Source organism: Streptomyces sp. GD-15H, assembly GCF_045291515.1.
Classification (GTDB): Bacteria; Actinomycetota; Actinomycetes; order Streptomycetales; family Streptomycetaceae; genus Streptomyces.
In genome coordinates this window covers 2,100,772-2,125,302 of sequence record NZ_CP149447.1, presented here as the reverse complement: position 1 = coordinate 2,125,302, position 24,531 = coordinate 2,100,772, and the positions used below count along the sequence as shown (strand labels likewise).

Sequence of the window (24,531 nt, the reverse complement as noted above, 5' to 3'; positions counted from 1 at the left end):
CTGCGCTACACGCCACCTGACGGTAGTTAGCGATGTGGCCGCACCGCAGCCACGTCCTCGAACCGCGCCGTCCCGCAGTCCAGCAGCGGACGTCGCTGACGCTCGTGCACAGCATCCACGTACGGCTCCGCAAGATCCACCCCGACCGGTACAGCCACCCACCCCCAGCACATCACCTCGTACGACTAGGTTCGCTGGCAAGGAACCCAGAACGACTGGGTTCGCTGTCAATCGCCTCGGTTGGATGACAGCGGACAGGCGGGCCGCGCATGACCATTCGGCCGTCGTGTATTAGAGTTATCTCGACATCGAGATATCAGGCCGAGGTGCACCGCAGTCGCCACACCGGTAAGGGAAGCCTAACTAAGCCTTACCTTAGCGGATCGTCGAGACGTAGTGGCGGCACCACGCGGCGGTAGCCGCACATGGGTTGCGGTGTGGTGGTACGCGCACATCAATGAAGGAGACTGTCGTGTCGGCGAACAGCTTCGACGCCCGCAGCACGCTGCAGGTGGGCGACGAGTCGTACGAGATCTTCCGGCTGGACAAGGTCGAGGGCGCCGCACGCCTTCCCTACAGCCTGAAGGTGCTGCTGGAGAACCTGCTCCGTACCGAGGACGGCGCGAACATCACCGCCGACCACATCCGCGCGCTCGGCTCCTGGGACTCCCAGGCCCAGCCGTCGCAGGAGATCCAGTTCACCCCGGCCCGTGTGATCATGCAGGACTTCACGGGTGTCCCCTGTGTCGTGGACCTCGCCACCATGCGCGAGGCCGTCAAGGAGCTCGGCGGCGACCCGGCTAAGATCAACCCGCTGGCCCCGGCCGAGCTGGTCATCGACCACTCCGTCATCGCCGACAAGTTCGGCACCAACGACGCCTTCAAGCAGAACGTCGACCTGGAGTACGGCCGCAACAAGGAGCGCTACCAGTTCCTGCGCTGGGGCCAGACCGCCTTCGACGAGTTCAAGGTCGTCCCGCCCGGCACCGGCATCGTCCACCAGGTGAACATCGAGCACCTGGCCCGTGTCGTCATGACCCGTGACGGCAAGGCCTACCCCGACACTCTGGTCGGCACCGACTCGCACACCACCATGGTCAACGGCCTCGGCGTCCTCGGCTGGGGCGTCGGCGGCATCGAGGCCGAGGCCGCCATGCTCGGCCAGCCGGTCTCCATGCTGATCCCGCGCGTCGTCGGCTTCAAGCTGACCGGTGAGCTCAAGCCCGGCACCACCGCCACCGACCTGGTGCTGACCATCACCGAGATGCTGCGCAAGCACGGCGTCGTCGGCAAGTTCGTCGAGTTCTACGGCGAGGGCGTCGCCGCGACGAGCCTGGCCAACCGCGCCACCATCGGCAACATGTCGCCGGAGTTCGGCTCCACCGCCGCCATCTTCCCGATCGACGGCGAGACGCTGAACTACCTGCGCCTGACCGGCCGCAGCGACCAGCAGGTCGCGCTCGTCGAGGCGTACGCCAAGGAGCAGGGTCTCTGGCTGGACCCGAAGGCCGAGCCGGACTTCTCCGAGAAGCTGGAGCTCGACCTGGCCACGGTCGTGCCCTCCATCGCCGGCCCGAAGCGCCCGCAGGACCGCATCGTCCTCGCCGACGCGAAGGCCCAGTTCGCCCAGGACGTGCGCAACTACGTCAAGGACGGCGGCGACGTCGACGAGGCCAGCAAGGAGTCCTTCCCGGCCTCCGACGCGCCGGCCATCTCCAACGGCGCCCCCACCCACAAGGTGAAGGTCACCGCGGCCGACGGCACGGAGTACGAGCTCGACCACGGCCACGTCACCGTCGCCGCGATCACCTCCTGCACCAACACCTCCAACCCGTACGTCATGGTCGCCGCCGCCCTGGTGGCCAAGAAGGCGGTCGAGAAGGGCCTGACCCGCAAGCCGTGGGTCAAGACCACCCTCGCCCCGGGCTCCAAGGTCGTCACCGACTACTTCGACAAGGCGGGCCTGACCCCCTACCTCGACAAGGTCGGCTTCAACCTCGTCGGTTACGGCTGCACCACCTGCATCGGCAACTCCGGCCCGCTGCCGGACGAGGTCTCCAAGGCGGTCAACGAGCACGACCTCGCCGTCACCTCGGTGCTCTCCGGCAACCGCAACTTCGAGGGTCGGATCAACCCCGACGTCAAGATGAACTACCTGGCGTCCCCGCCGCTGGTCGTGGCCTACGCCATCGCCGGTTCGATGAAGGTGGACATCACCCGCGAGTCCCTCGGCCTGGACCAGGACGGCAACCCCGTCTTCCTGAAGGACATCTGGCCGACCGAGGCCGAGGTCAACGACGTCGTCGCCCACACCATCGGCGAGGACATGTTCACCAAGTCCTACGCCGACGTCTTCGCCGGCGACGCCCAGTGGCAGGCGCTGCCGATCCCGACCGGCAACACCTTCGAGTGGGACGCCGAGTCCACCTACGTCCGCAAGCCCCCGTACTTCGAGGGCATGGGCATGGAGCCGGAGCCGGTCGAGGACATCGCCGGCGCCCGCGTCCTCGCCAAGCTGGGCGACTCGGTCACCACCGACCACATCTCCCCGGCCGGTGCCATCAAGGCCGACACCCCGGCCGGCAAGTACCTCACGGAGCACGGCGTCGAGCGCCGCGACTTCAACAGCTACGGCTCCCGCCGCGGCAACCACGAGGTCATGATCCGCGGCACGTTCGCCGACATCCGCCTGCGCAACCAGATCGCGCCGGGCACCGAGGGCGGCTACACCCGCGACTTCACCCAGGACGGCGGTCCGGTGTCGTTCATCTACGACGCCTCGCGCAACTACGTGGACCAGGGCATCCCGCTGGTCGTCCTGGCCGGCAAGGAGTACGGCTCCGGCTCGTCCCGCGACTGGGCCGCCAAGGGCACCGCGCTGCTCGGCGTCAAGGCCGTTATCGCCGAGTCGTACGAGCGCATCCACCGCTCGAACCTCATCGGCATGGGCGTGCTGCCGCTCCAGTTCCCGGAGGGCCACACCGCCGAGACGCTCGGCCTGACCGGCGAGGAGACCTTCTCCCTCACCGGCGTCACCGAGCTCAACAACGGCTCCATCCCCAGCACGGTGAAGGTCACCACCGACACCGGCGTCGAGTTCGACGGTGTCGTCCGCATCGACACCCCCGGCGAGGCGGACTACTACCGCAACGGCGGCATCCTGCAGTACGTGCTGCGCGGCCTGATCAGCAAGTGACCTGATCGGCGAGTAAGCGGTACCGCGAGGAAGTCGAGGGCCGCATCCCCGTCCGTCGGGGATGCGGCCCTCGTCGTCCGTCCCGGCCCCCGCGTCCGGCCCGGAACCGGCGTGCTTCCAGTCCCCGCTGCGTCAGCCGTTTACAACCGGAGCGTGCGACGCTGCCTTCCCTGACGAGTGGGATGGAGCGCTCCCATCATGTCGGCGGACCGGAACCCGCCGCTGGACCCTCCCGGACGGCCAGCGGGTCGACAGTCTGTGGAGCGGCAACGGCACCTACCAGGGCCAGGACGGCATGGTCCACGACGCCGACTACAACGGCGCGCTGGATCCGGGGGAGAGTGCCACCTTCGGCTACGTCGTCTCCGGCTCCGGCGGTGACAGCACGACGACCCTGCCCTGCAGAGTTGGCTGAACCCGCGTCGTGGGCGGCCCCGATGGCGTGTCCGGTCGTCATCGGTGCCGCTCCGGCGTCGGTCGACTCCCCAGCAGACCGTTCAGCCGGTCCAGTCGGCGTCGTACATGAACCGCGTCCCCGCCCTCGTGCCCGTTGAACGGGTAGATGTGGATCTCCCTGCGGGGGTCCGCGTCCGTCGGCTCCGCGCGGCGTTCGAGGACCAACTCGGTGTCCGCGCCTCCGTCCCGCACCCCCGGCCACCGAACCGCTCGCAGGCCGCCGTCAGTTCGCCGTGCACCGTGTCCACCAGCGGCCCGCGGGCGGTCCGCAGGGGGAGCGCCGACTGCCGACGGCACGGAAGACGACGGGCGGCAGCCAGGCCGGGTCGACGTCCGCCGAGCCCATGTCGCCGGAGCCCGTGTCGCCGTCCCCCTCGGTGGATGAGCCGTGCGGAAGGCGGCGGCCGTGGGGTCGATTCTGGTGCACCGGTCACCGCAGTGGTACCTGTCGGCACAGGGGGAAAGGCGGGTCCGGGCCTGGCCCGAACCCGCCTCAAGGAGTCGGATCAGCTCAGGAGTTCCACCTCCGCCAGCGCCGACTCACCGGTGAGGACCAGCCGGTAGTGGCCGTACGTCCCCGGCTCGGCCACCGAGAAGGCCCGCGTCTGCCGGTCCCAGCGGAACGTGTCCGTGGCGTCCGCCCGCTTGGCCCGCTTATCCAGGTGCTCCCACGTCTGGCCGTCCGAGGACCCCTGCAGCACCCAGCCCGTGGGCGCCTTGGCGGCGTCCGAGGACGTCAGCGTGTACTGCACCGCCTTCGTCTCCCCGGTCACGGGCAGGTCGACCACGGACACCGTGGCGCCGGTCGCCGACGTGTCGTCGAACAGGGCGCCCTCGCCCTTCAGCGCGTCCTCGCGGGGCGTGGGCACCTCGTCGTCCTCGGTGATCGACACGGGAGCGGTGTCCTTGCCCGTGCCCCACGTCGACGGACGCGGGCCCATGTCGAACTCCAGGACGCCGCCCTTCGCGATCAGCGCGTGGGGGAGCGAGGTGGAGTTCCAGCGCTTGCCGTTGACCTTCAGGCCCTGCACGTAGACGTTCTTCGCGCTGTTCTTCGGCGCCTTGACGACCAGTTCGCGGCCGTTCTCCAGGTGTACCGTCGCCTTCGTGAACAGCGGGGAGCCGATGGCGTACTCGCCGCTGCCCATCACCAGCGGGTAGAAGCCGAGGGAAGAGAACAGGTACCAGGCGGACTGCTCGCCGTTGTCCTCGTCGCCGTGGTATCCCTGCCCGATCTCGCTGCCGGTGTAGAGCCGTGACGCACCTCACGGACGTTCTTCTGGGTCTTCCAGGGCCTGGCCGCGTCGTACATGTACAGGGCGTGGTGGGCGACCTGGTTGGAGTGCCCGTACATGCCCATCCGGACGTCCCGCGCCTCGGTCATCTCGTGGATGACTCCGCCGTAGGAGCCGACGAACTCGGGGGAGGCCGTCTCCGGGGTGGCCAGGTACTCGTCGAGCTTGTCCGCGAGGCCGCCCCGCCCGCCGTGCAGGTTGGCCAGGCCGCGGCTGTCCTGCGGGGCGGTGAAGGCGTAGCCCCAGCCGTTCGTCTCGGTGTAGTCGTACCCCCAGCCCCGCGGGTCGTACGTCGAGGACTCGACGCGCCAGTCGCCCTTCGTGCTCCTCCCCTGGAAGAAGCCGGCCTCGGAGTCGAACAGGTTGACGTATTTCTGGGCGCGGTCGAGGAAGTAGGCGGACTCCTGCATGGAGCGCTTGTCGCCGGTCTTCCCGTAGAGGGCCTGGCCCATCCGGGCGATGCCGTAGTCGTTGAGGTAGCCCTCCAGTGCCCACGACAGGCCCTCGTGCGTCTCGGTGCCGGTGTAGCCGAGGAAGGGCGAGGTCGCCATGCCCTTGCGGCCGACGCCCGACGACGGGGGCACGACGGTGGCGTTCTTCACGGCCGCGTCGTACGCCGCCTCGGCGTCGAAATCCACGCCCTTGACGTACGCGTCGGCGAACGCGACGTCCGAGGAGGTGCCGGTCATCAGGTCGGCGTAACCGGGTGAGGACCAACGGGAGGTCCAGCCGCCGTCCTTGTAGTGCTGTACGAACCCGTCGACCAGCTCACCCGCCTTGGAGGGGGTCAGGAAGGAGTACGCGGGCCAGGTGGTCCGGTAGGTGTCCCAGAAGCCGTTGTTGACGTACACCTTGCCCTCGACGATCCTCGCGCCGGTGCGCGTCGACGGTGTGCCGTCCGGCGTAGCGCAGTGCACGCTTGCCGGTGAATCCGGCGCCCGACTTCGCCGTCGGCGAGCCGCTCGGGCCGCGGTCGACCAGCGAGAGCATGTCCTGCGGGACGGGACCGGCGCTGTCACCGGTGGAGAACTGGACGTCGGCGAGCTGGAGTATGCCCCCGCCTGCGTTCCTGGTGATCTCCAGCCGGAAGTGCCGGTACTCGGCGACGGCCGAAGCGTCGAGGTCGTAGATCCTGGTCTGGAACCGCTCGGAGAACGACTCGCCCGAACGGGTGTCGAGGGTCTTCCACTTCTCGCCGTCGGCCGAACCCTTCAGGGTCCAGTCCCGCGGGTCGCGTTCGGCGTGGTCGTTGGCCGAGGTGAGCGCGTACCGGACGATCTCGGCCGGGGCGTCCAGGTCGAACTCGGCCCAGCCGACGGGCTCGAAGGCCAGCCACTTGGTGCCCGGCTCGCCGTCGGCGAGGTTCTCCTTGACCTCGCCGCCGCCCGTGTTCTCCGCGCTGGCGCGCACCTCCGTGACATGGTCGGTGACATTGCCCGGAATGCCGCTGCTGTAGCCGCCGTCGACGCCCGAGGCGCGCTTGCCGCCGCCCGGTGTGGTGTCGACCGTGTTCAACCAGTCGGGGGCGGGCTCCCCCGGCTCGAACGACGAAGCGAACTCCCGGTCGGCCTCGGCCGGGGCCCCGGGCAGGGCGACCGCGACGCCCGGTGAGGCCGCTGCCACGGCGAAGGCGGTCGTCGCGACGACCGCCGGGCCCCATCTGAGTCGAACTCTGTGCCGGACTCCGTGCTGCATGCGCGAGCACCCTCCCTGGCTGGAGAACGTTGGCAAAATTGCTGCGCAAGCACCAGCAGTGGTCCAAGTGGTGAGGGGTGTCAAGGGTGTTGGATGCGGCGCTCGCTTCCAGGGGTAGGGATTCCTCCGCTGCGGAACGCGAGGACCGCTCATTTTTCCGCCAGGTCTCAACTCGGAAAAGACCGGTGGGGAACCTTGTGTTCGATCTTGCTCCGTTGACGGGAAGTGGACTATACCTGTCGGCACTCCGGGGCATCCTCACAGCACCTCGAACAGCAGACGTCCCGTACCACTGGTGCCGCCGGCACCAGCCGCACATCCTGCACGACCCAGCGTGACCCGAACGCGGTGCCGGAAGGATCCGGTTCACCGCCTGAGTCCTGGAGAAGGCGAGGACTTGAGCATGGGATCCACTTCCGCCGAGAACAACGGCGCCCGTGACCACAGCACGCGTGACCACAGCACCACCGGAGTCGGCCGCCGCGATCTGATCAAGCGGTCCGCGGCACTCGGCCTGATCTCCGTACCCGCGATGGGTTTCCTGTCCGCGTGCGCCAGCGGCGGCGGGGAGGATCAGGACAAGGCCAAGGCGGGCAAGAAGACCGAGCAGAACCCGCTCGGTGTCAATGACACCGCACAGATGGAATTCGTCCTGTTCGACGGCGGTTTCGGCAAGGAGTACGCCGAGGACGCGGTCAAGGTCTACGAGAAGGCCTTCCCCGGGGCGACGGTCAAGTTCTCCGCCACCCAGAAGATCCAGTCCACCCTTCAGCCGCGGTTCAACCAGGGCAACCCGCCCGACCTCATCGACAACTCCGGCGCCGAACAGATGGACATGGGCGTCCTGGTCGGCAAGAAGCAGCTCGCCGATCTCACCCCGCTGCTGGACGCCCCCTCCTACGACGACCCGGCCAAGAAGGTCCGCGACACGCTGCGCCCCGGCATCGTGGAGATGGGCCAGTTCGACGGCGACCAGGTCTGGATCCTGTACTACGCCTACACGGTCTACGGCGTCTGGTACTCGCAGAAGGCCCTGGACTCGCTCGACGAGCAGTACCCCGAGACCTGGGACCAGATGCTCGCGGTCTGCGCGAAGGCCAAGAAGAAGGGCATGGCCGGCTGGACCTACGCCTGGCAAGTACCCGTACTACCTCCCCTTCTCGCTCTACCCGATGATCGGCAAGGTCGGCGGGCGCGAGGTGCTCGACGCCATCGACAACCTGGAGCCGAACGCCTGGAAGCACCCCGCCGTCAAGGCGTGCTTCGAGGCCTACTACGAGCTCTACCAGAAGGGCTACGTCCTCAAGGGCACCCCGGGGCTGGACCACGTCCAGTCCCAGACCGCCTGGGCCAAGGGCAAGGCGCTGTTCATCCCGAACGGCTCCTGGGTGGAGAACGAGTCGGCGAAGGTGATCCCCGCCGACTTCGACCTGGCCGTCTCCGCGCCCACCGGTCTGGACTCCTCCGACAAGCTGCCCTTCGGCACCATCTGGGCCTCCGGCGGCGAACCCTTCGTCGTGCCCGCCAAGGCGAAGAACGGCGCGGGCGGCATGGAGCAGATGCGCATCATGCTCAGCGAGGCGTCCTCGAAGAACTTCACCAGCAAGGTGAAGTCCCTGACCGCGTACAACGGCGGCACCGACGGCATCGAGCTCACCCCGGGCCTGAAGGCCGGTGTCGCCGCGCTCGACAAGGCCGGCGAGAACGTGGTGAACCCGCGCATCCAGGACTGGTACGTGCAACTCCAGAAGGAGAAGATCGGCGTGTCCGGACTCGGCGAGATGATGGCCGGCCGTGCGACCCCTGCCGAGACCATCAAGAAGATCCAGGGCTTCGCCGACGAGGCGGCCAAGGACTCGTCGATCAAGCACTACAAGCACCAGTGAGGACCCGTCACCAGGGCCTGTCCGGCACACCCGTGCCGGACAGGCCCTGGTGACGCCCGCGCGCAGAACGGGGTCGCTAGCAATGCAGCACGGCAAGTACCGGTTCATCGTGGGGTTCCTGACGGTTCCCCTGGGGCTGTACGCGCTCTTCGTCGTCTGGCCGTTCATCCAGTCGATCTACTACTCGTTCACGGACTGGACCGGTCTGAGTCCCGATTTCACGATGGTGGGGCTCGACAACTACGCACGCATGCTGGACGACGACATCTTCTGGAAGTCGTTGCAGCACAGCCTGCTGTTCGCCCTGCTGGTGCCGGTGGTGACGATCGGTCTGGCGCTGTTCCTCTCCTTCATGATCAACGTGGGCGGCCGGCGGCGCCGCGGCGGACCGGTGATCTCCGGGGTCCGCGGCTCCGCGTTCTACAAGATCGTCTACTTCTTCCCGCAGGTCCTGTCGATCGCGATCGTCGCCCTGCTGTTCGCGTTCGCGTACAACCCGGACAGCGGTGCGATCAACTCGTTCCTGCGGGCGGTCGGGCTCGACGGCATCCAGCCGCTCTGGCTGGGCGATCCGAACCTCGCCCTGTGGGCCGTCATGGCGGTGATCGTCTGGTCCACGGTCGGCTTCTTCGTGGTCCTCTTCTCCGCCGGTATGGCGTCCATCCCGGCGGACCTGTACGAGGCCGCGCTGCTTGACGGCGCCGACCGCATCACCACGTTCTTCCGCATCACCCTGCCGCTGCTGTGGGACACCGTGCAGTCCGGCTGGGTGTACATGGGCATCCTCGCCCTGGGCGCCGAATCGTTCGCGGTCGTACACATCATGACGACCGGGCCCGGCGGCCCCGACTACTCGACCACCGTCATGGTCCTGTACGTGTACCAGAAGGCGTTCCGCGACGGTCAGGCCGCCTACGCCACCACCATCGGTGTCGCCCTGCTCGTCGTCACACTGGCCTTCGCCGCCGTCGTGATGAAGCTGGGGCGGCGCGAGCGGCTGGAGTACTGATCACATGAAGACGACCGAGACCCCCGCCCCGGTACCGGCCGAGTCCGGTGTCACCGTCACCAGGGCCGACAGCCCCGGCGGCGCGCCCCCCAAGGAGAAGAAGGCGGGCGGCGTCCTCAACGTCTTCTCCCACGGCATCCTCGTGATCTGGGCGATCATGGTGGCCCTGCCGCTGGTGTGGGCGGTGATGACGTCCTTCAAGGACGACGCCTCCATCTTCGGCTCGCCCTGGTCGCTGCCGGACAAGCTCCACTTCGAGAACTGGTCGCGGGCCTGGACCCAGGCCCACATGAGCGACTACTTCCTCAACACCGTTCTGGTGGTGGGCGGTTCACTCATCGGCACGCTGGTGCTCGGCTCGATGGCCGCCTATGTGCTGGCCCGCTTCGAGTTCCCGGGCAACCGGTTCATCTACTACCTGTTCATCGGCGGCATGAGCTTCCCGATCATGCTCGCCCTGGTCCCGCTGTTCTACGTCGTCAACAACATGGGCCTGCTGAACACGATCCACGGGCTGATCCTGGTCTACATCGCGTACTCGCTGCCGTTCACGGTGTTCTTCCTCACCGCGTTCTTCCGGACCCTGCCCAGCACCGTGGCGGAGGCCGCGTTCGTGGACGGGGCCTCGCACACCAGGACGTTCTTCCAGATCATGCTCCCGATGGCCAAGCCGGGCCTGATCAGCGTGGGCATCTTCAACTTCCTGGGCCAGTGGAACCAGTACATGCTGCCCACCGTGCTCAACACCGACGAGGACAAGCACGTCCTCACCCAGGGCCTGGTGCAGCTGGCCGTCAGCCAGGGCTACAAGGGGGACTGGTCCGGCCTCTTCGCCGGCCTCGTGATGGCGATGCTCCCGGTGCTCGCCGCGTACATCGTCTTCCAGCGCCAGGTCGTGCAGGGCCTCACCGCAGGTGCCCTGAAGTAACGTCCCGGGTCCTCTCGGGACAGCCGCGCGGCCGTCCCGGGGAGTATCCGTCGGGATTCTCCGAAGTCACCTTCCGGATTCGCTCGCGCACCCGCCGCACCCGCCCCTGGGAGCGGCGGGTGCCGGTGTGTCCATGGCACCGGCGGACCCGGAAACGGTTCAACCTCTTGACGGGAGGCAACCCGAACAGCTCATCTTAGAGTTCACTAGTTGGACACGGAATGGGGCCTCGTCGAAGCGGCCCCGCGCGCAGGAGGTCGTCGTGGAGACTCCGGGGTCGCAGTCGTCGCTGCACCGAGCCAATCTGGAACGGGTCGTTCGAGCGGTACGGCTGGCAGGCTCCCTCACCCAGGCCGAGATCGCGCGGACGACGGGCCTGTCCGCGGCGACGGTATCCAATATCGTCCGGGAACTGAAGGAAGGCGGGACGGTCGAGGTCACGCCCACTTCGGCGGGCGGCCGCCGGGCCCGCAGCGTCTCGCTCAGCGGGGACGCCGGGATCGTCATAGGGGTGGACTTCGGGCACGCCCATCTGCGGGTGGCCGTCGGGAACCTCGCCCACCAGGTGCTGGCCGAGGAATCCGAGCCGCTGGACGTGGACGCCTCCTCGACCCAGGGCTTCGACCGGGCGGAGCAGCTGGTCAACCGGCTGATCGAGGCGACCGGAGTGGACCGCGCCAAGCTCACCGGGATCGGCCTCGGCGTGCCCGGTCCGATCGACGTGGAGTCCGGCACCCTGGGCTCGACCGCGATCCTGCCCGGCTGGACCGGCACCAAGCCCGCCGAGGAGCTGCGGGGGCGGCTCGGCGTGCCCGTGCACGTGGACAACGACGCGAACCTCGGTGCCCTCGGCGAGATGGTCTGGGGGAGCGGCCGGGGCGTGCGCGACCTCGCGTACATCAAGGTCGCCAGCGGTGTCGGCGCCGGACTGGTGATCAGCGGGAAGATCTACCGCGGGCCCGGCGGCACGGCGGGGGAGATCGGGCACATCACGCTCGACGAGTCCGGCCCGGTCTGCCGCTGCGGCAACCGCGGCTGCCTGGAGACGTTCACGGCGGCCCGCTATGTGCTTCCGCTGCTCCAGCCCAGCCATGGCACGGACTTGACCATGGAAGATGTCGTACGGTTGGCGCGCGAGGGCGATCCCGGCTGCCGTAGGGTGATCGCCGACGTCGGCCGTCACATCGGCAGCGGAGTCGCCAATCTCTGCAACCTGTTGAACCCGAGCAGGGTCGTGCTCGGCGGCGACCTCGCCGAGGCCGGTGAGCTGGTGCTCGCACCGATAAGGGAGTCCGTCGGCCGCTACGCGATCCCCAGTGCGGCGCGTCAACTCTCCGTTCTTCCCGGAGCACTTGGGGGCCGTGCGGAGGTGCTCGGCGCGCTCGCCCTCGCGCTGGGCGAAATGGGCGATTCCACCCTGTTGGACGGCACGGCCGTCGGATCCCTCGCCGCGAGTTCTCCTGCCTTCACTTAGAGAACGGATGGCACCGTTGCCATCTCGTTAAGGATTTACTTCTTGACGCCGTACGTGTGGCCGAGTTGACTTCCAGCCACCTCGGCCGCACCGTCGCGGCCTCGTCAGGGAGGTTTCTGAAGTGAACACGCGTATGCGTCGTGCCGCCGTCGCCGTTGCCGCCGGTGCGATGGCCTTCTCGCTCGCCGCCTGCGGCAGCGCCGCCGAGTCCGGCGACAAGAGCGACTCGAGCGACTCCGCCGCCAAGAAGGGCGACGACATCAAGGTCGGTCTGCTCCTGCCGGAGAACCAGACCGCGCGCTACGAGAAGTTCGACAAGCCCTTGATCGAGAAGAAGATCAAGGAGCTCACGAACAACAAGGCCGAGGTCGTCTACGCCAACGCCAAGCAGGACGCCAGCCTGCAGAACCAGCAGGTCGACACGATGGTGACCAACAAGGTCGACGTGCTCATCGTGGACGCGGTGGACGCCAAGGCCATCGCCGGCTCGGTGAAGAAGGCCAAGGACGCCGGTATCCCGGTCGTGGCCTACGACCGCCTGGCCGAGGGCCCGATCGACGCCTACACCTCGTTCGACAACGTGACCGTCGGCAAGACGCAGGGCGAGGCGCTGCTCAAGGCGCTGGGCGACAAGGCCAAGGACGGCCAGATCGTCATGATGAACGGCTCCTCCACCGACCCGAACGCCGCCCAGTTCAAGGAGGGCGCGCACTCCGTCCTCGACGGCAAGGTCAAGATCGGCCGCGAGTACGACACCAAGGAGTGGAAGCCGGAGAACGCCAACGCCAACATGGAGGGCGCCATCTCCGCCCTCGGCAAGGACAAGATCGTCGGCGTCTACTCCGCCAACGACGGCATGGCGGGCGGCATCATCACCGCCCTGAAGGCCGCCGGCATCGACGTCCCGGTCACCGGCCAGGACGCCGAACTCGCGGGTGTGCAGCGCATCGTGACCGGTGAGCAGTACATGAGCGTCTACAAGCCGTACGCCCCGGAGGCCGAGGCCGCCGCCGAGATGGCCGTCGCGCTCGCCCAGGGCAAGTCGCTCGACTCCGTCGCCAAGGACACGGTCGACAGCCCCACCACCAAGGGCGTGCCCTCCGTGCTCGTCCCGGTCGTGTCGCTGACCCAGGAGAACATCAACGACACCGTGATCAAGGACGGCGTCTACACCGTCCAGGAGATCTGCACGGGCAAGTACAAGGCCGCCTGCGACAAGATCGGTCTGAAGTAAGCAGTCCCCGAGTCCCATGAGACGTACGGGAGTCCACACCGGACTCCCGTACGGGACCGACTGCCACGAACTCCGCCGGCGCCCCGCACACACCAGCCCCGCAAGCTACGCGGGGCGCCGGTCGGAACACCCCCCAACTTCTGCACAACCTCCCGCCGGGTCAGGCGGCGAAGGAGATGGTTCACGTGTCCGCTACGCCCGTGCTGGCGTTGCGCGGGGTCTCCAAGCGTTTCGGTGCCGTCCAGGCGCTCACCGACGTAGAGCTTGAGGTCCGCGCCGGTGAGGTGGTCGCCCTGGTGGGCGACAACGGTGCCGGTAAGTCCACGCTGGTCAAGACGATCGCCGGCGTGCACCCCATCGATGAGGGCGTCATCGAGTGGGACGGCAGGTCCGTCCAGATCAACAAGCCGAACGACGCCCAGAACCTGGGCATCGCGACGGTCTACCAGGACCTCGCGCTGTGCGACAACATCGACGTCGTCGGCAACCTCTATCTGGGCCGGGAGCTCCGCAAGCGCGGCGTCCTGGACGAGGTCGAGATGGAGCGCCGCTCCCGTGAGCTCCTCGACACCCTGTCGATCCGCATCCCCAGCGTCCGGATCCCGATCGCCTCCCTCTCCGGCGGTCAGCGCCAGGTCGTGGCCATCGCCCGGTCCATGCTCGGCGAGCCCAAGCTGGTGATCCTCGACGAGCCCACCGCCGCCCTCGGCGTTGAGCAGACCGCGCAGGTCCTCGACCTGGTCGAGCGGCTGCGCGAGCGGGACCACGCGGTCATCCTCATCAGCCACAACATGGCCGACGTCAAGGCCGTCGCGGACAAGGTCGCCGTGCTGCGCCTCGGACGCAACAACGGCATCTTCGAGGTCAAGTCGACCTCGCAGGAAGAGATCATCTCCGCCATCACCGGTGCCACGGAAAACGCCGTGACCCGTCGTGCGGCGCGCACCAATGGGGAGATCAAGAAGTGAGCATCGACAAGACCTCGACGTCCGCGGGCGAGCACGAGGTGACCAACCCCGAGGCGGCCGCCGCGGCGGTCACCGTCGTCGACCCCCGGCTGCTGGTGCGCGAACAGGGCTTCGCGGGCTACCTCGGCGAGTTCAAGCGGAAGATGAAGGCCGGCGACCTCGGGTCCATGCCCGTCGTCATCGGTCTGGTGGTCATCTGGGCCATCTTCACCGGCTTGAACCCCAACTTCCTCACCGCGGGCAACTTCTCCGACATGTCCGTCGCGATGGTCGGCACGGGCATGATCGCCGTCGGTGTCGTCTTCGTGCTGCTGCTCGGTGAGATCGACCTGTCGGTCGGCTCGGTCAGCGGTGTCGCGGGTGCCACCTTCGCGGTGCTCAGCGTCACGCACGGGATGAACGAGGTGCTGGCCCTGGTGCTGGCCGTCCTCACCGGCACGGCGGCCGGCATCATCCACGGCTTCGTCTTCGCCCGCATCGGCGTCCCCGCCTTCGCCGTGACGCTGGCCGGCCTGCTGTTCTGGCAGGGCTTCATGCTGCAGATCCTCGGCAGCAACGGCACCATCAACCTGGACAGCGAAGGCATAGTCGGCAAGTTCACCAGCTACTACTTCACCGACGTCGCGGCCGCCTACGGGCTCGCCGTCGTGGCCGTCGCCGGCTACTTCCTGACCGCGTACCTGGGCAACCGCCGCCGTGAGGCCGTCGGGATCCCCTCCCGCCCGCTCAGCGAGATCCTGGTGCGCACCGCGCTGCTGGCCGTCGTCGCCTTCGCCGTGGCCGTCGTCTTCAACCAGCACAAGGGCCTGCCGCTCGCCGTCGTGATCTTCCTCGGCGTGCTGGTGCTCACCGACTTCCTGCTGCGCCGCACCGCCTACGGCCGCAAGATCTTCGCGCTCGGCGGCAGCGTCGAGGCGTCCCGCCGTGCCGGTATCAACGTGGAGATGGTCCGGATCTCGGTGTTCGCCATCGCCGGAACCTTCGCCGCGATCGGTGGCCTCTTCGTCGCCTCGAAGATCGCCTCCGCCAACCAGGGCGCGGGCACCGGTGAGTTCCTGATGAACGTCATCGCCGCGGCAGTGATCGGCGGTACGTCCCTCTTCGGTGGCCGTGGCCGCACCTGGAACGCGCTCCTCGGTGTCATGGTGATCGTCTCCATCCAGTACGGCCTCGCCCTGGAGGGCATCGCCTCGCCGGTGCAGTACATGATCACCGGTGGTGTGCTGCTGGCGACCGTCGTCATCGACGCGATCACCCGCAAGACGCAGAAGACCGCGGGCCGCGCCTAGGGTCTTTCGTGTGGATCAGGCCGGACCCCGCGAGCCCGACATGATCCGAACGAGAGGCCCCAGCGATCAGGCGTACCGTTTCCGCCGTGCTGTGCCTGGTACCCCTGGCGGTACCGGGCACAGACGTGTCCCACGGCCTGCCGCAGGGACTGCCTCGTAGGGCGGCCCTGTCTTGGGCAGAGCCGGCCGCGTGAGGTGTGACGCACGGCCCGGACGCCGACCATTGGAGCGGAACATTAGACTCGTTGAGCCCGGCAACAGCTCGATCAGCTCTACTGCAAGGAGGCACGGGTGCCGCTGCTGACCCGAATCAGGGGACCGCGCGATCTGGACCGGCTCACCGCGGAGGAGCTGAGCCGGCTGGCCGAGGAGATCCGGACCTTCCTGGTCGACGCGGTCTCCAAGACCGGCGGCCATCTCGGTCCCAACCTGGGGGTGGTGGAGCTCACCATCGCCCTGCACCGCGTCTTCGAATCCCCCAGGGACAAGGTGCTCTGGGACACCGGCCACCAGTCCTATGTGCACAAACTGCTGACCGGCCGGAAGGACTTCTCCCGGCTGAAGATGAAGGGCGGCCTCTCCGGTTACCCCTCGCAGGCCGAGTCCGAGCACGACGTCATCGAGAACAGCCACGCCTCCACCGTCCTCGGCTGGGCCGACGGCCTCGCCAAGGCCAACCAGCTCAGGCGGACCGGCGACCACGTCGTCGCCGTCATCGGGGACGGCGCGCTCACCGGCGGCATGGCCTGGGAGGCGCTGAACAACATCGCCGACGCCAGGGACCGGCCGCTCGTCATCGTCGTCAACGACAACGAGCGGTCCTACGCGCCCACCATCGGCGGCCTCGCCAACCACCTGGCGACCCTGCGCACCACCGACGGCTACGAGCGCTTCCTGGCCCGCACCAAGGACCTCCTGGAGCGCACCCCGGTCGTCGGCCGGCCCCTGTACGACACCCTGCACGGCGCCAAGAAGGGCTTGAAGGACTTCATCGCCCCGCAGGGCATGTTCGAGGACCTCGGGCTGAAGTACGTCGGCCCCATCGACGGCCACGACATCGAGGCCCTGGAGTCCGCCCTCACCCGCGCCAAGCGCTTCGGCGGCCCGGTGATCGTGCACTGCCTCACCGAGAAGGGCCGCGGCTACCAGCCCGCCCTGGCGGACGAGGCCGACCGCTTCCACGCCGTCGGCAAGATCCACCCCGACACGGGCCTGCCCATCGCCAGCTCCGGTGCCGACTGGACGTCCGTCTTCGGCGAGGAGATGGTCAAGCTCGGCGAGGAGCGCGAGGACGTCGTCGCCATCACCGCGGCCATGCTCCAGCCGGTCGGCCTCGACCGGTTCGCCAAGCGGTTCCCCGACCGGGTCTACGACGTCGGCATCGCCGAACAGCACGGCGCGGTGTCCGCGGCGGGCCTGGCCCACGGCGGGGTGCACCCCGTCTTCGCCGTGTACGCCACCTTCCTCAACCGCGCCTTCGACCAGGTGCTGATGGACGTGGCCCTGCACAAGTGCGGCGTCACCTTCGTACTGGACCGGGCCGGTGTCACCGGCACCGACGGCGCCTCCCACAACGGCATGTGGGACATGTCGATCCTCCAGGTCGTCCCCGGGCTGCGGCTGGCCGCCCCGCGCGACGCCGACCAGGTCCGCGCCCAGCTGCGCGAGGCCGTCGAGGTCACCGACGCGCCGACCGTGGTCCGCTTCTCCAAGGGCGCCGTCGGGCCCGCCGTACCGGCCGTGGGACGCGTCGGCGGCATGGACGTCCTGCGCGAGCCCGGCACCGACACCCCGGACGTGCTGCTGGTCTCCGTGGGCGCCTTCGCCCCGATGTGCCTGGAGATCGCCGGCCTGCTCGACCGGCAGGGCATCTCCACCACCGTCGTCGACCCGCGCTGGGTCAAGCCCGTCGACGAGGCCATGGCCCCGCTCGCCGGGAAGCACCGGGTCGTCGTCACCGTCGAGGACAACTCCCGCGTCGGTGGAGTCGGCTCGACGATCGCCCAGGCCCTGCGCGACGCCGACGTCGACGTACCGCTGCGGGACTTCGGCATCCCGCCGCGCTTCCTCGACCACGCCTCCCGCGCCGAGGTCATGGCGGAGATCGGGCTCACCGCCCCCGACATCGCCCGTCAGGTCACCGGCCTGGTGGCGAAGCTGGACGGCGGCCTCCCGCACTCCCGGCTCCGCTCGAACGGCGCGCACGACGGGGTGCGCGCCGCACGCGCCGCCGCCGACTCGGTGGAACCGGCCCGCGACTGACCTCTCCGCCGATGCGCCCGAACGGGTCGCCCGTGCCACTGTGAAGAGTGGTGAGGGCGACCCGTTCGCGTGAAGGCGCCCGCGCCGGGGCACATGAGCTGTGCCCCCTCTCGATCATGTCGAGGACGACACAGCGTGGGAGGTACCTGTGAGCAACACCCTCTTCCGGACGAAGAAGGTCGAGCAGTCCATCCGTGACACCGAGGAACCGGAGCACGCGCTCAAGAAGTCCCTCTCCGCGCTGGACCTGACCGTCTTCGGCGTCGGCGTCATCATCGGCACCGGCATCTTCGTGCTCACCGGCACGGTCGCCAAGAACAACGCCGGGCCCGCGGTGGCCCTGGCCTTCGTGGTGGCCGGCGTCGTCTGCGCACTCGCCGCGCTCTGCTACGCCGAATTCGCCTCCACCGTCCCGGTGGCGGGCTCCGCCTACACCTTCTCGTACGCCTCCCTCGGTGAACTGCCCGCGTGGATCATCGGCTGGGACCTGGTCCTGGAGTTCGCGCTGGGCACGGCGGTGGTGGCCGTCGGCTGGTCCGGGTACATCCACTCGCTGCTGGACAACGCGGGCTGGCAGCTGCCTGAAGCCCTCGGCACGCGGGACGGCGCCGAGGGCTTCGGCTTCGACATCCTCGCCGCCGCGCTGGTGCTGGTCCTCACCTGCATCCTCGTCCTCGGCATGAAGCTGTCCGCTCGGGTCACCTCGGTCGTCGTCGCCATCAAGGTGACCGTCGTCCTCGTCGTGATCATCGCGGGTGCCTTCTTCATCACCGCCGACAACTACACCCCCTTCGTCCCGAGCCCGCAGCCCGTGCCCGCGGGCAACAACCTCGACGCCCCCCTCATCCAGCTGATGTTCGGCTGGGCGCCGGCCAACTTCGGCGTCATGGGCATCTTCACCGCCGCCTCGGTGGTCTTCTTCGCGTTCATCGGCTTCGACATCGTCGCCACCGCCGCCGAGGAGACCAGGAATCCGCAGCGCGACATGCCCCGCGGCATCCTCGGCTCCCTGTTCATCTGCACCGCGCTGTACGTCGCCGTGTCCATCGTCGTCACCGGTATGCAGAACTACAGAGATCTGTCCGTGGACGCCCCGCTCGCGGACGCCTTCAAGGCCACCGGCCATCCCTGGTACGCGGGCTTCATCAGCTTCGGCGCCGCCGTCGGCCTCACGACCGTCTGCATGATCCTGCTGCTCGGCCAGACCCGCGTGTTCTTCGCGATGAGCCGCGACGGACTGCTGCCCCGGTTCTTCTCCCGGGTCCATCCCCGGTTCAAGACCCCGCACCGGCCGACCATCCTGCTCGGCGTCGTCATCGCGGTCCTCGCGGGCTTCACCCCGCTGAGCGAACTCGCCGCGCTGGTGAACATCGGCACCCTGTTCGCCTTCGTGGTCGTCGCGATCAGCGTGATCATCCTCCGCAGGACCCGCCCCGACCTGCCCCGCGCCTTCCGGGCCCCGCTGGTGCCGTTCCTGCCGATCCTGTCGATCGCCGCCTCGCTGTGGCTGATGGTGAACCTGCCCGCCGAGACCTGGGTCCGGTTCGCCGTCTGGATGGCCCTCGGCTTCGTCGTCTACTTCCTCTACAGCCGGAGCCACAGCCGTCTGGGCCGGGAGGAGGAGGTCGTCGGCTCCGGCCGGCCCGGCAAGCCGCCGGGCCCGGCCTTCCGATAACCCCTACGGCCCTCGGCCCCCTGCTTCCGCTCCCAGCGCCTGCCCCTGCCGCCGGCGGTGGCGGTCAGGGATGAAGGGTCCGGGGGCCGGTCACGGTGGCGCCCAGGGCCGTCACCCGGCGGCGCAGTTCACGGTCGGCGGTGACGACCAGGACCGGACGCTCACCCGCCTCGGCCACCAGGCCGACCATGCGGTCGTCACCGCTGCCCGGTGCCGACTCCACCCGCACCCCGGGCACCGACTCCACACCCCGCGCCGCGCCCTCCACCACCAGGACGATCTCCACCGGCCCCGGACGGTCGGGCAGCCCCCGCGAGGCCAGCCGGTCCCGCAGCCGCTCCGCGGCGCCCCGGCGGTCCCGCCACCACCCGTCGGGCACCGACCCGACGACGTTCGCGGAGTCGACGATCACGAGCAGGGCGGCGGCGCTGTTGTCCATGCGGCCAGACTCCCACGGAACGGCGCCCCGCCCGAGGCGCCCGCGGACCGGCTTGCATAGGGTGAAACGGTGAACGGCGACTGGCTCCTCCGCGGCCGCGACGGCCGCCTCACCGTCTACCTGCCCTCGGACGACGCCGTCCTGTGCCGCGCGGAACTCGCCCCCGGCGGCCCGTGGGAGGCGCCCCGTACCGTCGGCGGCGCCCAGAAGCTGCGTCCGGGCCCGGCAGTCGGCCAGGGCGCCGACGGCTACGCCCATCTGGTCGCCTGGCGGCCCACCGGGTCCGGACAGTCGGGCCTGGTGCACTCCACCCACTTCCGGCCCCGGCTCGCCGCCCTCGACTGGAACCCCGTCGGCCATCCCGACACGAAGGGCGACCGCACCGGGACGCCGGCCGTCGCGGTCGACGCCCAGGGACGCGCGCACGTCTTCGTCCGCAACCAGGGCGGCGGGGTGAGCATGCGGGCGCAGAAGGAGAAGGGCGGCTGGGACCCCTGGCGGGACCTCGGCGGAGCGGACATCCAGGGCGAACTCGCGGCCGTGACCGGCGAGTCGGGCCGGGTCGAGCTCTACGCGGCGACCCCGGACACCCTCCTGCACTGGCGCCAGGAGACATCCGGCGGGCAGCCCGTGCGGGCGGAGAAGACCGACGTACCGGTCCGTCCCGACACCCTGTGCGCGCTCGCCACCTCCGCCGAGCACACCACCCTGTTCTGCACCGACACCTCCGGGGAACTGTGCGCCTGGCGCCCCGGCGGCAAACCGGTCCCGCTGCTCACCGCGGCCGGGCCCGGCCCGGTCCGCGCCGTGCGCTGCGCCATGGCGGGCCACGACTGCACGGTGCTCGCCCAGCGCTCGGCGAGCGGCAGGAGCGCCTTCGCCGCGTACCCCACGCAGGCGGAGCCGTCCGGCGCCCGGTGGACCGAGTCCGGCCCCCCGTTGCCGCCCGACGCGGAGGTGGACCTCGCTCTCGACGAGCACGACGAGATCGTCGCCGCCACCGTCTCCCGCTCCACCGGCTCCCTCCGACTCGCCCGCCGCAAGGACGAATCGGGCCTGGCCCTGACGGCATGGCGCGAGGTGTGACCCGGGCACGCACACACGCGGTCGGATCATGCGGTGAGCCCCTCGCCACGCCCGTGACGAAAGGGGCGGGCCGCACGGATCGTCACCGTGCGGCCCGCCCCTGTCAGGGCCGGCCGGTCACGCCGGGACGCTCGCCACGCCCGGGGCCAGGAACCTCTTGCCGTTGACGCGCTCGGAGACACCCTCGCGGTCCAGGTACGGCGTGATGCCGCCCAGGTGGAAGGGCCAGCCGGCGCCGGTGATCAGGCACAGGTCGATGTCCTGGGCCTCGGCGACGACACCCTCGTCGAGCATCAGCCCGATCTCCTGCGCCACCGCGTCGAGCACCCGCGCCCGCACCTGCTCCTCGGTGAGGACGGTGTCGCCCTGCTTGAGCAGCGCGGCGACCTCCGGGTCCAGCTCGGGCCGGCCGCTGTCGTAGACGTAGAAGCCGCGCTTGCCCGCCTCCACGACCGCCCTGAGGTTGGACGAGACCGTGAAGCGGTCCGGGAACGACCGGTTGAGCGTCTCGGACACGTGCAGCCCGATCGCCGGGCCGACCAGCTCCAGCAGCACCAGCGGGGACATCGGCAGACCGAGCGGCTCGACGGCCTTCTCGGCGACCTCGACCGGGGTGCCCTCGTCGATGACGTTCTGGATCTCGCCCATGAAGCGGGTCAGGATGCGGTTCACGACGAACGCCGGGGCGTCCTTGACCAGCACCGCGGTCTTCTTCAGCTTCTTGGCGACACCGAACGCCGTCGCCAGCGAGGCGTCGTCGGTCTGCTCGCCGCGGACGATCTCCAGGAGCGGCAGGATCGCGACCGGGTTGAAGAAGTGGAAGCCGACGACCCGCTCGGGGTGCTTCAGCTTCGACGCCATCTCCGAGACGGAGAGCGAGGAGGTGTTGGTGGCGAGGATCGCGTGCGCCGGGGCGACCGCCTCGACCTCCGCGAACACCTGCTGCTTGACACCCATCTCCTCGAACACGGCCTCGATGACGAAGTCCGCGTCCGCGAAGCCCTCGGCCTTGTTCAGCACACCGGTGACCAGCGCCTTGAGGCGGTTGGCCTTGTCCTGGTTGATGCGGCCCTTGCCGAGCAGCTTGTCGATCTCGGCGTGGACGTAGCCCACACCCTTGTCGATGCGCTCCTGGTCGATGTCGGTCAGCACGACCGGCACCTCGAGGCGGCGCAGGAACAGCAGCGCGAGCTGCGAGGCCATCAGACCGGCGCCGACGACACCGACCTTGGTGACCGGACGCGCCAGGTTCTTGTCCGGGGCGCCGGCCGGGCGCTTGCCGCGCTTCTGCACCAGGTTGAACGCGTAGAGGCCGGAGCGCAGCTCACCGCCCATGATCAGGTCGGCGAGCGCCCGGTCCTCGGCGTCGTAGCCCTGCTGCAGGTCGCCGTTCTTGGCGGCGGCGATGATGTCCAGGGCGCGGTAGGCGGCCGGGGCGGCGCCATGCACCTTGCTGTCCGCGAGGGACCGGCCGCGCGCGACCGCCTGGTCCCAGGCCTCGCCGCGGTCGATCACCGGGCGCTCGACCTCGAGCTCGCCCTTGAGGACGGCCGCCGTCCAGATCAGCGACTGCTCCAGGAAGTCCGCGCCCTCGAAGATCGCGTCCGCGATGCCGAGTTCGTGGACCTGCTCGCCCTTGAGCTGCTTGTTCTGGTTGAGGCTGTTCTCGATGATCACCGAGACGGCCTTGTCGGCGCCGATCAGGTTCGGCAGCAGGGCGCAGCCGCCCCAGCCGGGGACCAGGCCGAGGAAGACCTCGGGCAGGGAGAACGCGGGGATGGCCGCGGACACCGTGCGGTAGGAGCAGTGCAGGCCGACCTCGACGCCGCCACCCATGGCCGCGCCGTTGTAGTACGCGAAGGTGGGGACGGCGAGTTTCGACAGTCGCTTGAAGACGTCGTGGCCGCCCTTGCCGATGGCGAGCGCGTCCTCGTGCCTCTTGAGCAGTTCGACGCCCTTGAGGTCGGCGCCGACGGCGAAGATGAACGGCTTGCCGGTGATACCGACGCCGACGATCGCGCCGTCCGCGGCCTCCTTCTCGACCTGGTCGATGGCGGCGTCCAGGTTCGCCAGCGACTGGGGGCCGAAGGTGGTCGGCTTGGTGTGGTCCAGCCCGTTGTCGAGCGTGATCAGCGCGAAGCGACCCACTCCCAGGGGCAGTTCGAAGTGGCGTACGTGGGAGGTCGTGACGACCTCGTCCGGGAACAGAGCGGCGGCGCCCTTCAACAGTTCTGCGGTGGTGCTCACTTGTCCCCCTCGAAGTGCGGGTTCTCCCAGATGACCGTCGCGCCCATGCCGAAGCCGACGCACATGGTGGTCAGGCCGTAGCGGACGTGCGGCTGCTCCTCGAACTGGCGGGCCAACTGCGTCATCAGCCGGACGCCGGAGGAGGCCAGCGGGTGGCCGAAGGCGATGGCGCCGCCGTACTGGTTGACGCGCGCGTCGTCGTCGGCGATGCCGTAGTGCTCCAGGAAGGCCAGCACCTGGACGGCGAAGGCCTCGTTGATCTCGAACAGACCGATGTCGGAGATGCTCAGCCCCGCCTGGGCGAGCGCCTTCTCCGTGGCCGGGATCGGGCCGTAACCCATGACCTCCGGCTCGACGCCCGCGAAGGCGTACGCGACGAGGCGCATCTTCACCGGGAGCCCGTTCTCGCGGGCGAAGTCCTCGGAGGCGATGACCGAAGCGGTGGCACCGTCGTTCAGACCGGCCGCGTTACCGGCGGTGACCCGGCCGTGGACGCGGAACGGCGTCTTCAGAACGGCCAGGTTCTCCAGGGTGGTGCCCGGACGCATCGGCTCGTCGGCGGTGACCAGGCCCCAGCCGGTCTCACCGGCCTCCTCATTGGTGCGGCGCACCGAGACCGGCACCAGGTCGGCCTGGATCTTGCCGTCGGCGTACGCCTTGGCGGCCTTCTCCTGCGAACGGACCGCGTACTCGTCGGCGCGCTGCTTGGTGATCGTTGGGTAGCGGTCGTGCAGGTTCTCCGCGGTCATGCCCATGAACAGGGCGGACTCGTCGACCAGCTTCTCGGAGACGAACCGCGGGTTCGGGTCGACGCCCTCGCCCATCGGGTGGCGGCCCATGTGCTCGACACCGCCCGCGATGGCCACGTCGTACGCGCCGAAGGCGACGGAGCCGGCCACCGTGGTCACGGCGGTCAGGGCGCCCGCGCACATGCGGTCGATGGAGTAGCCCGGGACCGAGGTGGGCAGGCCGGCGAGGATGCCGGCGGTGCGGCCGATGGTCAGGCCCTGGTCGCCGATCTGCGTGGTCGCGGCGACAGCGACCTCGTCGATCTTCTTCGGGTCGAGTCCGGGGTTGCGGCGCAGCAGCTCCCGGATCGCCTTCACGACGAGGTCGTCGGCACGGGTCTCGTGGTAGATGCCCTTCGGGCCCGCCTTGCCGAACGGGGTGCGGACGCCGTCGACGAAGACGACGTCCCTGACGGTACGAGGCACGATGGCTCTCCTCCAGGGTGCGGGGTGGCACTGCTGCGTTGCGCTGAGCGCGCGCTCCGAGCCTATGCTACTTGTGGGTAATGTAGCTGCCCAGCCCCGCGGACCCGAGCGGCGAAGCTCACACTCCTGGCGGAGCCGTCGAATTACGCGGGGTCAGGACCGGGGTCGGCACCCGCAT

15 protein-coding genes and 4 pseudogenes are annotated in these 24,531 nt (G+C 69.2%); 12 read left to right on the top strand and 7 right to left on the bottom strand.

The features are described 5' to 3' along the window. The first annotated feature begins 472 nt into the window (after window positions 1-472). Window positions 473-3,196, top strand: coding sequence for an aconitate hydratase AcnA (gene acnA / locus WJ438_RS10160; protein ID WP_406724936.1), 2,724 nt, complete (start codon window positions 473-475; stop codon window positions 3,194-3,196). A 223-nt stretch (window positions 3,197-3,419) separates the two neighbouring features. Continuing rightward, window positions 3,420-3,611, top strand: a pseudogene (locus WJ438_RS10155) (cellulose binding domain-containing protein); the annotation flags it as partial. A gap of 38 nt (window positions 3,612-3,649) precedes the next feature. Here WJ438_RS10155 and WJ438_RS10150 read toward each other — a convergent pair. The 4 genes and pseudogenes from WJ438_RS10150 to WJ438_RS10135 form a co-directional block, all read right to left on the bottom strand. Further along, window positions 3,650-3,844, bottom strand: coding sequence for a hypothetical protein (locus tag WJ438_RS10150; protein ID WP_406724935.1), 195 nt, complete (start codon window positions 3,842-3,844; stop codon window positions 3,650-3,652). A 31-nt stretch (window positions 3,845-3,875) separates the two neighbouring features. Beyond that, window positions 3,876-4,079, bottom strand: a complete 204-nt coding sequence (locus tag WJ438_RS10145) for a hypothetical protein (RefSeq protein WP_406724934.1) — start codon at window positions 4,077-4,079, stop codon at window positions 3,876-3,878. A 79-nt stretch (window positions 4,080-4,158) separates the two neighbouring features. Next, a pseudogene (locus tag WJ438_RS10140) lies at window positions 4,159-5,846 on the bottom strand (GH92 family glycosyl hydrolase); the annotation flags it as partial. A gap of 160 nt (window positions 5,847-6,006) precedes the next feature. Then, window positions 6,007-6,642, bottom strand: a pseudogene (locus WJ438_RS10135) (discoidin domain-containing protein); the annotation flags it as partial. 403 nt (window positions 6,643-7,045) lie between these two features. Between WJ438_RS10135 and ngcE the strand changes: the two are divergent. From ngcE to WJ438_RS10090, 9 genes and pseudogenes are all read left to right on the top strand, one after another. Beyond that, window positions 7,046-8,528: pseudogene (gene ngcE, locus WJ438_RS10130) on the top strand (N-acetylglucosamine/diacetylchitobiose ABC transporter substrate-binding protein). An 82-nt stretch (window positions 8,529-8,610) separates the two neighbouring features. After that, window positions 8,611-9,537, top strand: a complete 927-nt coding sequence (locus WJ438_RS10125) for a carbohydrate ABC transporter permease (protein WP_406724933.1) — start codon at window positions 8,611-8,613, stop codon at window positions 9,535-9,537. A 4-nt stretch (window positions 9,538-9,541) separates the two neighbouring features. Beyond that, entirely contained in the window at window positions 9,542-10,465 is a 924-nt protein-coding gene (locus WJ438_RS10120) for a carbohydrate ABC transporter permease (RefSeq protein ID WP_406724932.1), read from the top strand. 262 nt (window positions 10,466-10,727) lie between these two features. Beyond that, entirely contained in the window at window positions 10,728-11,939 is a 1,212-nt protein-coding gene (locus WJ438_RS10115; RefSeq protein WP_406724931.1) for an ROK family protein, read from the top strand. 133 nt (window positions 11,940-12,072) lie between these two features. Next, the gene (locus tag WJ438_RS10110) at window positions 12,073-13,173 is read left to right on the top strand and encodes a substrate-binding domain-containing protein (RefSeq protein ID WP_406729642.1); all 1,101 of its coding nucleotides are present in this window, start codon (window positions 12,073-12,075) and stop codon (window positions 13,171-13,173) included. A 176-nt stretch (window positions 13,174-13,349) separates the two neighbouring features. Then, entirely contained in the window at window positions 13,350-14,141 is a 792-nt protein-coding gene (locus tag WJ438_RS10105) for an ATP-binding cassette domain-containing protein (protein ID WP_406724930.1), read from the top strand. Then, window positions 14,138-15,430 (top strand): sugar ABC transporter permease, encoded by a 1,293-nt coding sequence (locus WJ438_RS10100; protein WP_406724929.1) that lies wholly within the window; start codon window positions 14,138-14,140, stop codon window positions 15,428-15,430. The genes WJ438_RS10105 and WJ438_RS10100 overlap by 4 nt, the downstream gene beginning before the upstream one ends. Window positions 15,431-15,721: 291 nt before the next feature. Further along, window positions 15,722-17,692 carry a 1-deoxy-D-xylulose-5-phosphate synthase gene (dxs, locus tag WJ438_RS10095; protein WP_406724928.1) on the top strand — a complete coding sequence of 657 codons (1,971 nt, stop codon included), beginning with the start codon at window positions 15,722-15,724 and terminating at the stop codon, window positions 17,690-17,692. Window positions 17,693-17,840: 148 nt separating this feature from the next. Continuing rightward, window positions 17,841-19,367 carry an amino acid permease gene (locus WJ438_RS10090; RefSeq protein ID WP_406724927.1) on the top strand — a complete coding sequence of 509 codons (1,527 nt, stop codon included), beginning with the start codon at window positions 17,841-17,843 and terminating at the stop codon, window positions 19,365-19,367. A gap of 64 nt (window positions 19,368-19,431) precedes the next feature. On the opposite strand, the gene WJ438_RS10085 is transcribed toward WJ438_RS10090, so the two are convergent. Further along, the gene (locus WJ438_RS10085) at window positions 19,432-19,806 is read right to left on the bottom strand and encodes an NTP pyrophosphohydrolase (RefSeq protein ID WP_406724926.1); all 375 of its coding nucleotides are present in this window, start codon (window positions 19,804-19,806) and stop codon (window positions 19,432-19,434) included. Window positions 19,807-19,875: 69 nt separating this feature from the next. Here WJ438_RS10085 and WJ438_RS10080 point away from each other — a divergent pair, with 69 nt between their 5' ends. Next, window positions 19,876-20,892: a hypothetical protein gene (locus tag WJ438_RS10080; protein ID WP_406724925.1), complete on the top strand. Its 1,017-nt coding sequence runs from the start codon at window positions 19,876-19,878 to the stop codon at window positions 20,890-20,892. A 117-nt stretch (window positions 20,893-21,009) separates the two neighbouring features. Here WJ438_RS10080 and WJ438_RS10075 read toward each other — a convergent pair whose 3' ends face one another. Together WJ438_RS10075 and WJ438_RS10070 are read right to left on the bottom strand one after the other, a co-directional pair. Continuing rightward, entirely contained in the window at window positions 21,010-23,139 is a 2,130-nt protein-coding gene (locus WJ438_RS10075; protein ID WP_406724924.1) for a 3-hydroxyacyl-CoA dehydrogenase NAD-binding domain-containing protein, read from the bottom strand. Beyond that, window positions 23,136-24,353 carry a thiolase family protein gene (locus WJ438_RS10070; RefSeq protein ID WP_406724923.1) on the bottom strand — a complete coding sequence of 406 codons (1,218 nt, stop codon included), beginning with the start codon at window positions 24,351-24,353 and terminating at the stop codon, window positions 23,136-23,138. The genes WJ438_RS10075 and WJ438_RS10070 overlap by 4 nt, the downstream gene beginning before the upstream one ends. Window positions 24,354-24,531 lie beyond the last annotated feature (178 nt).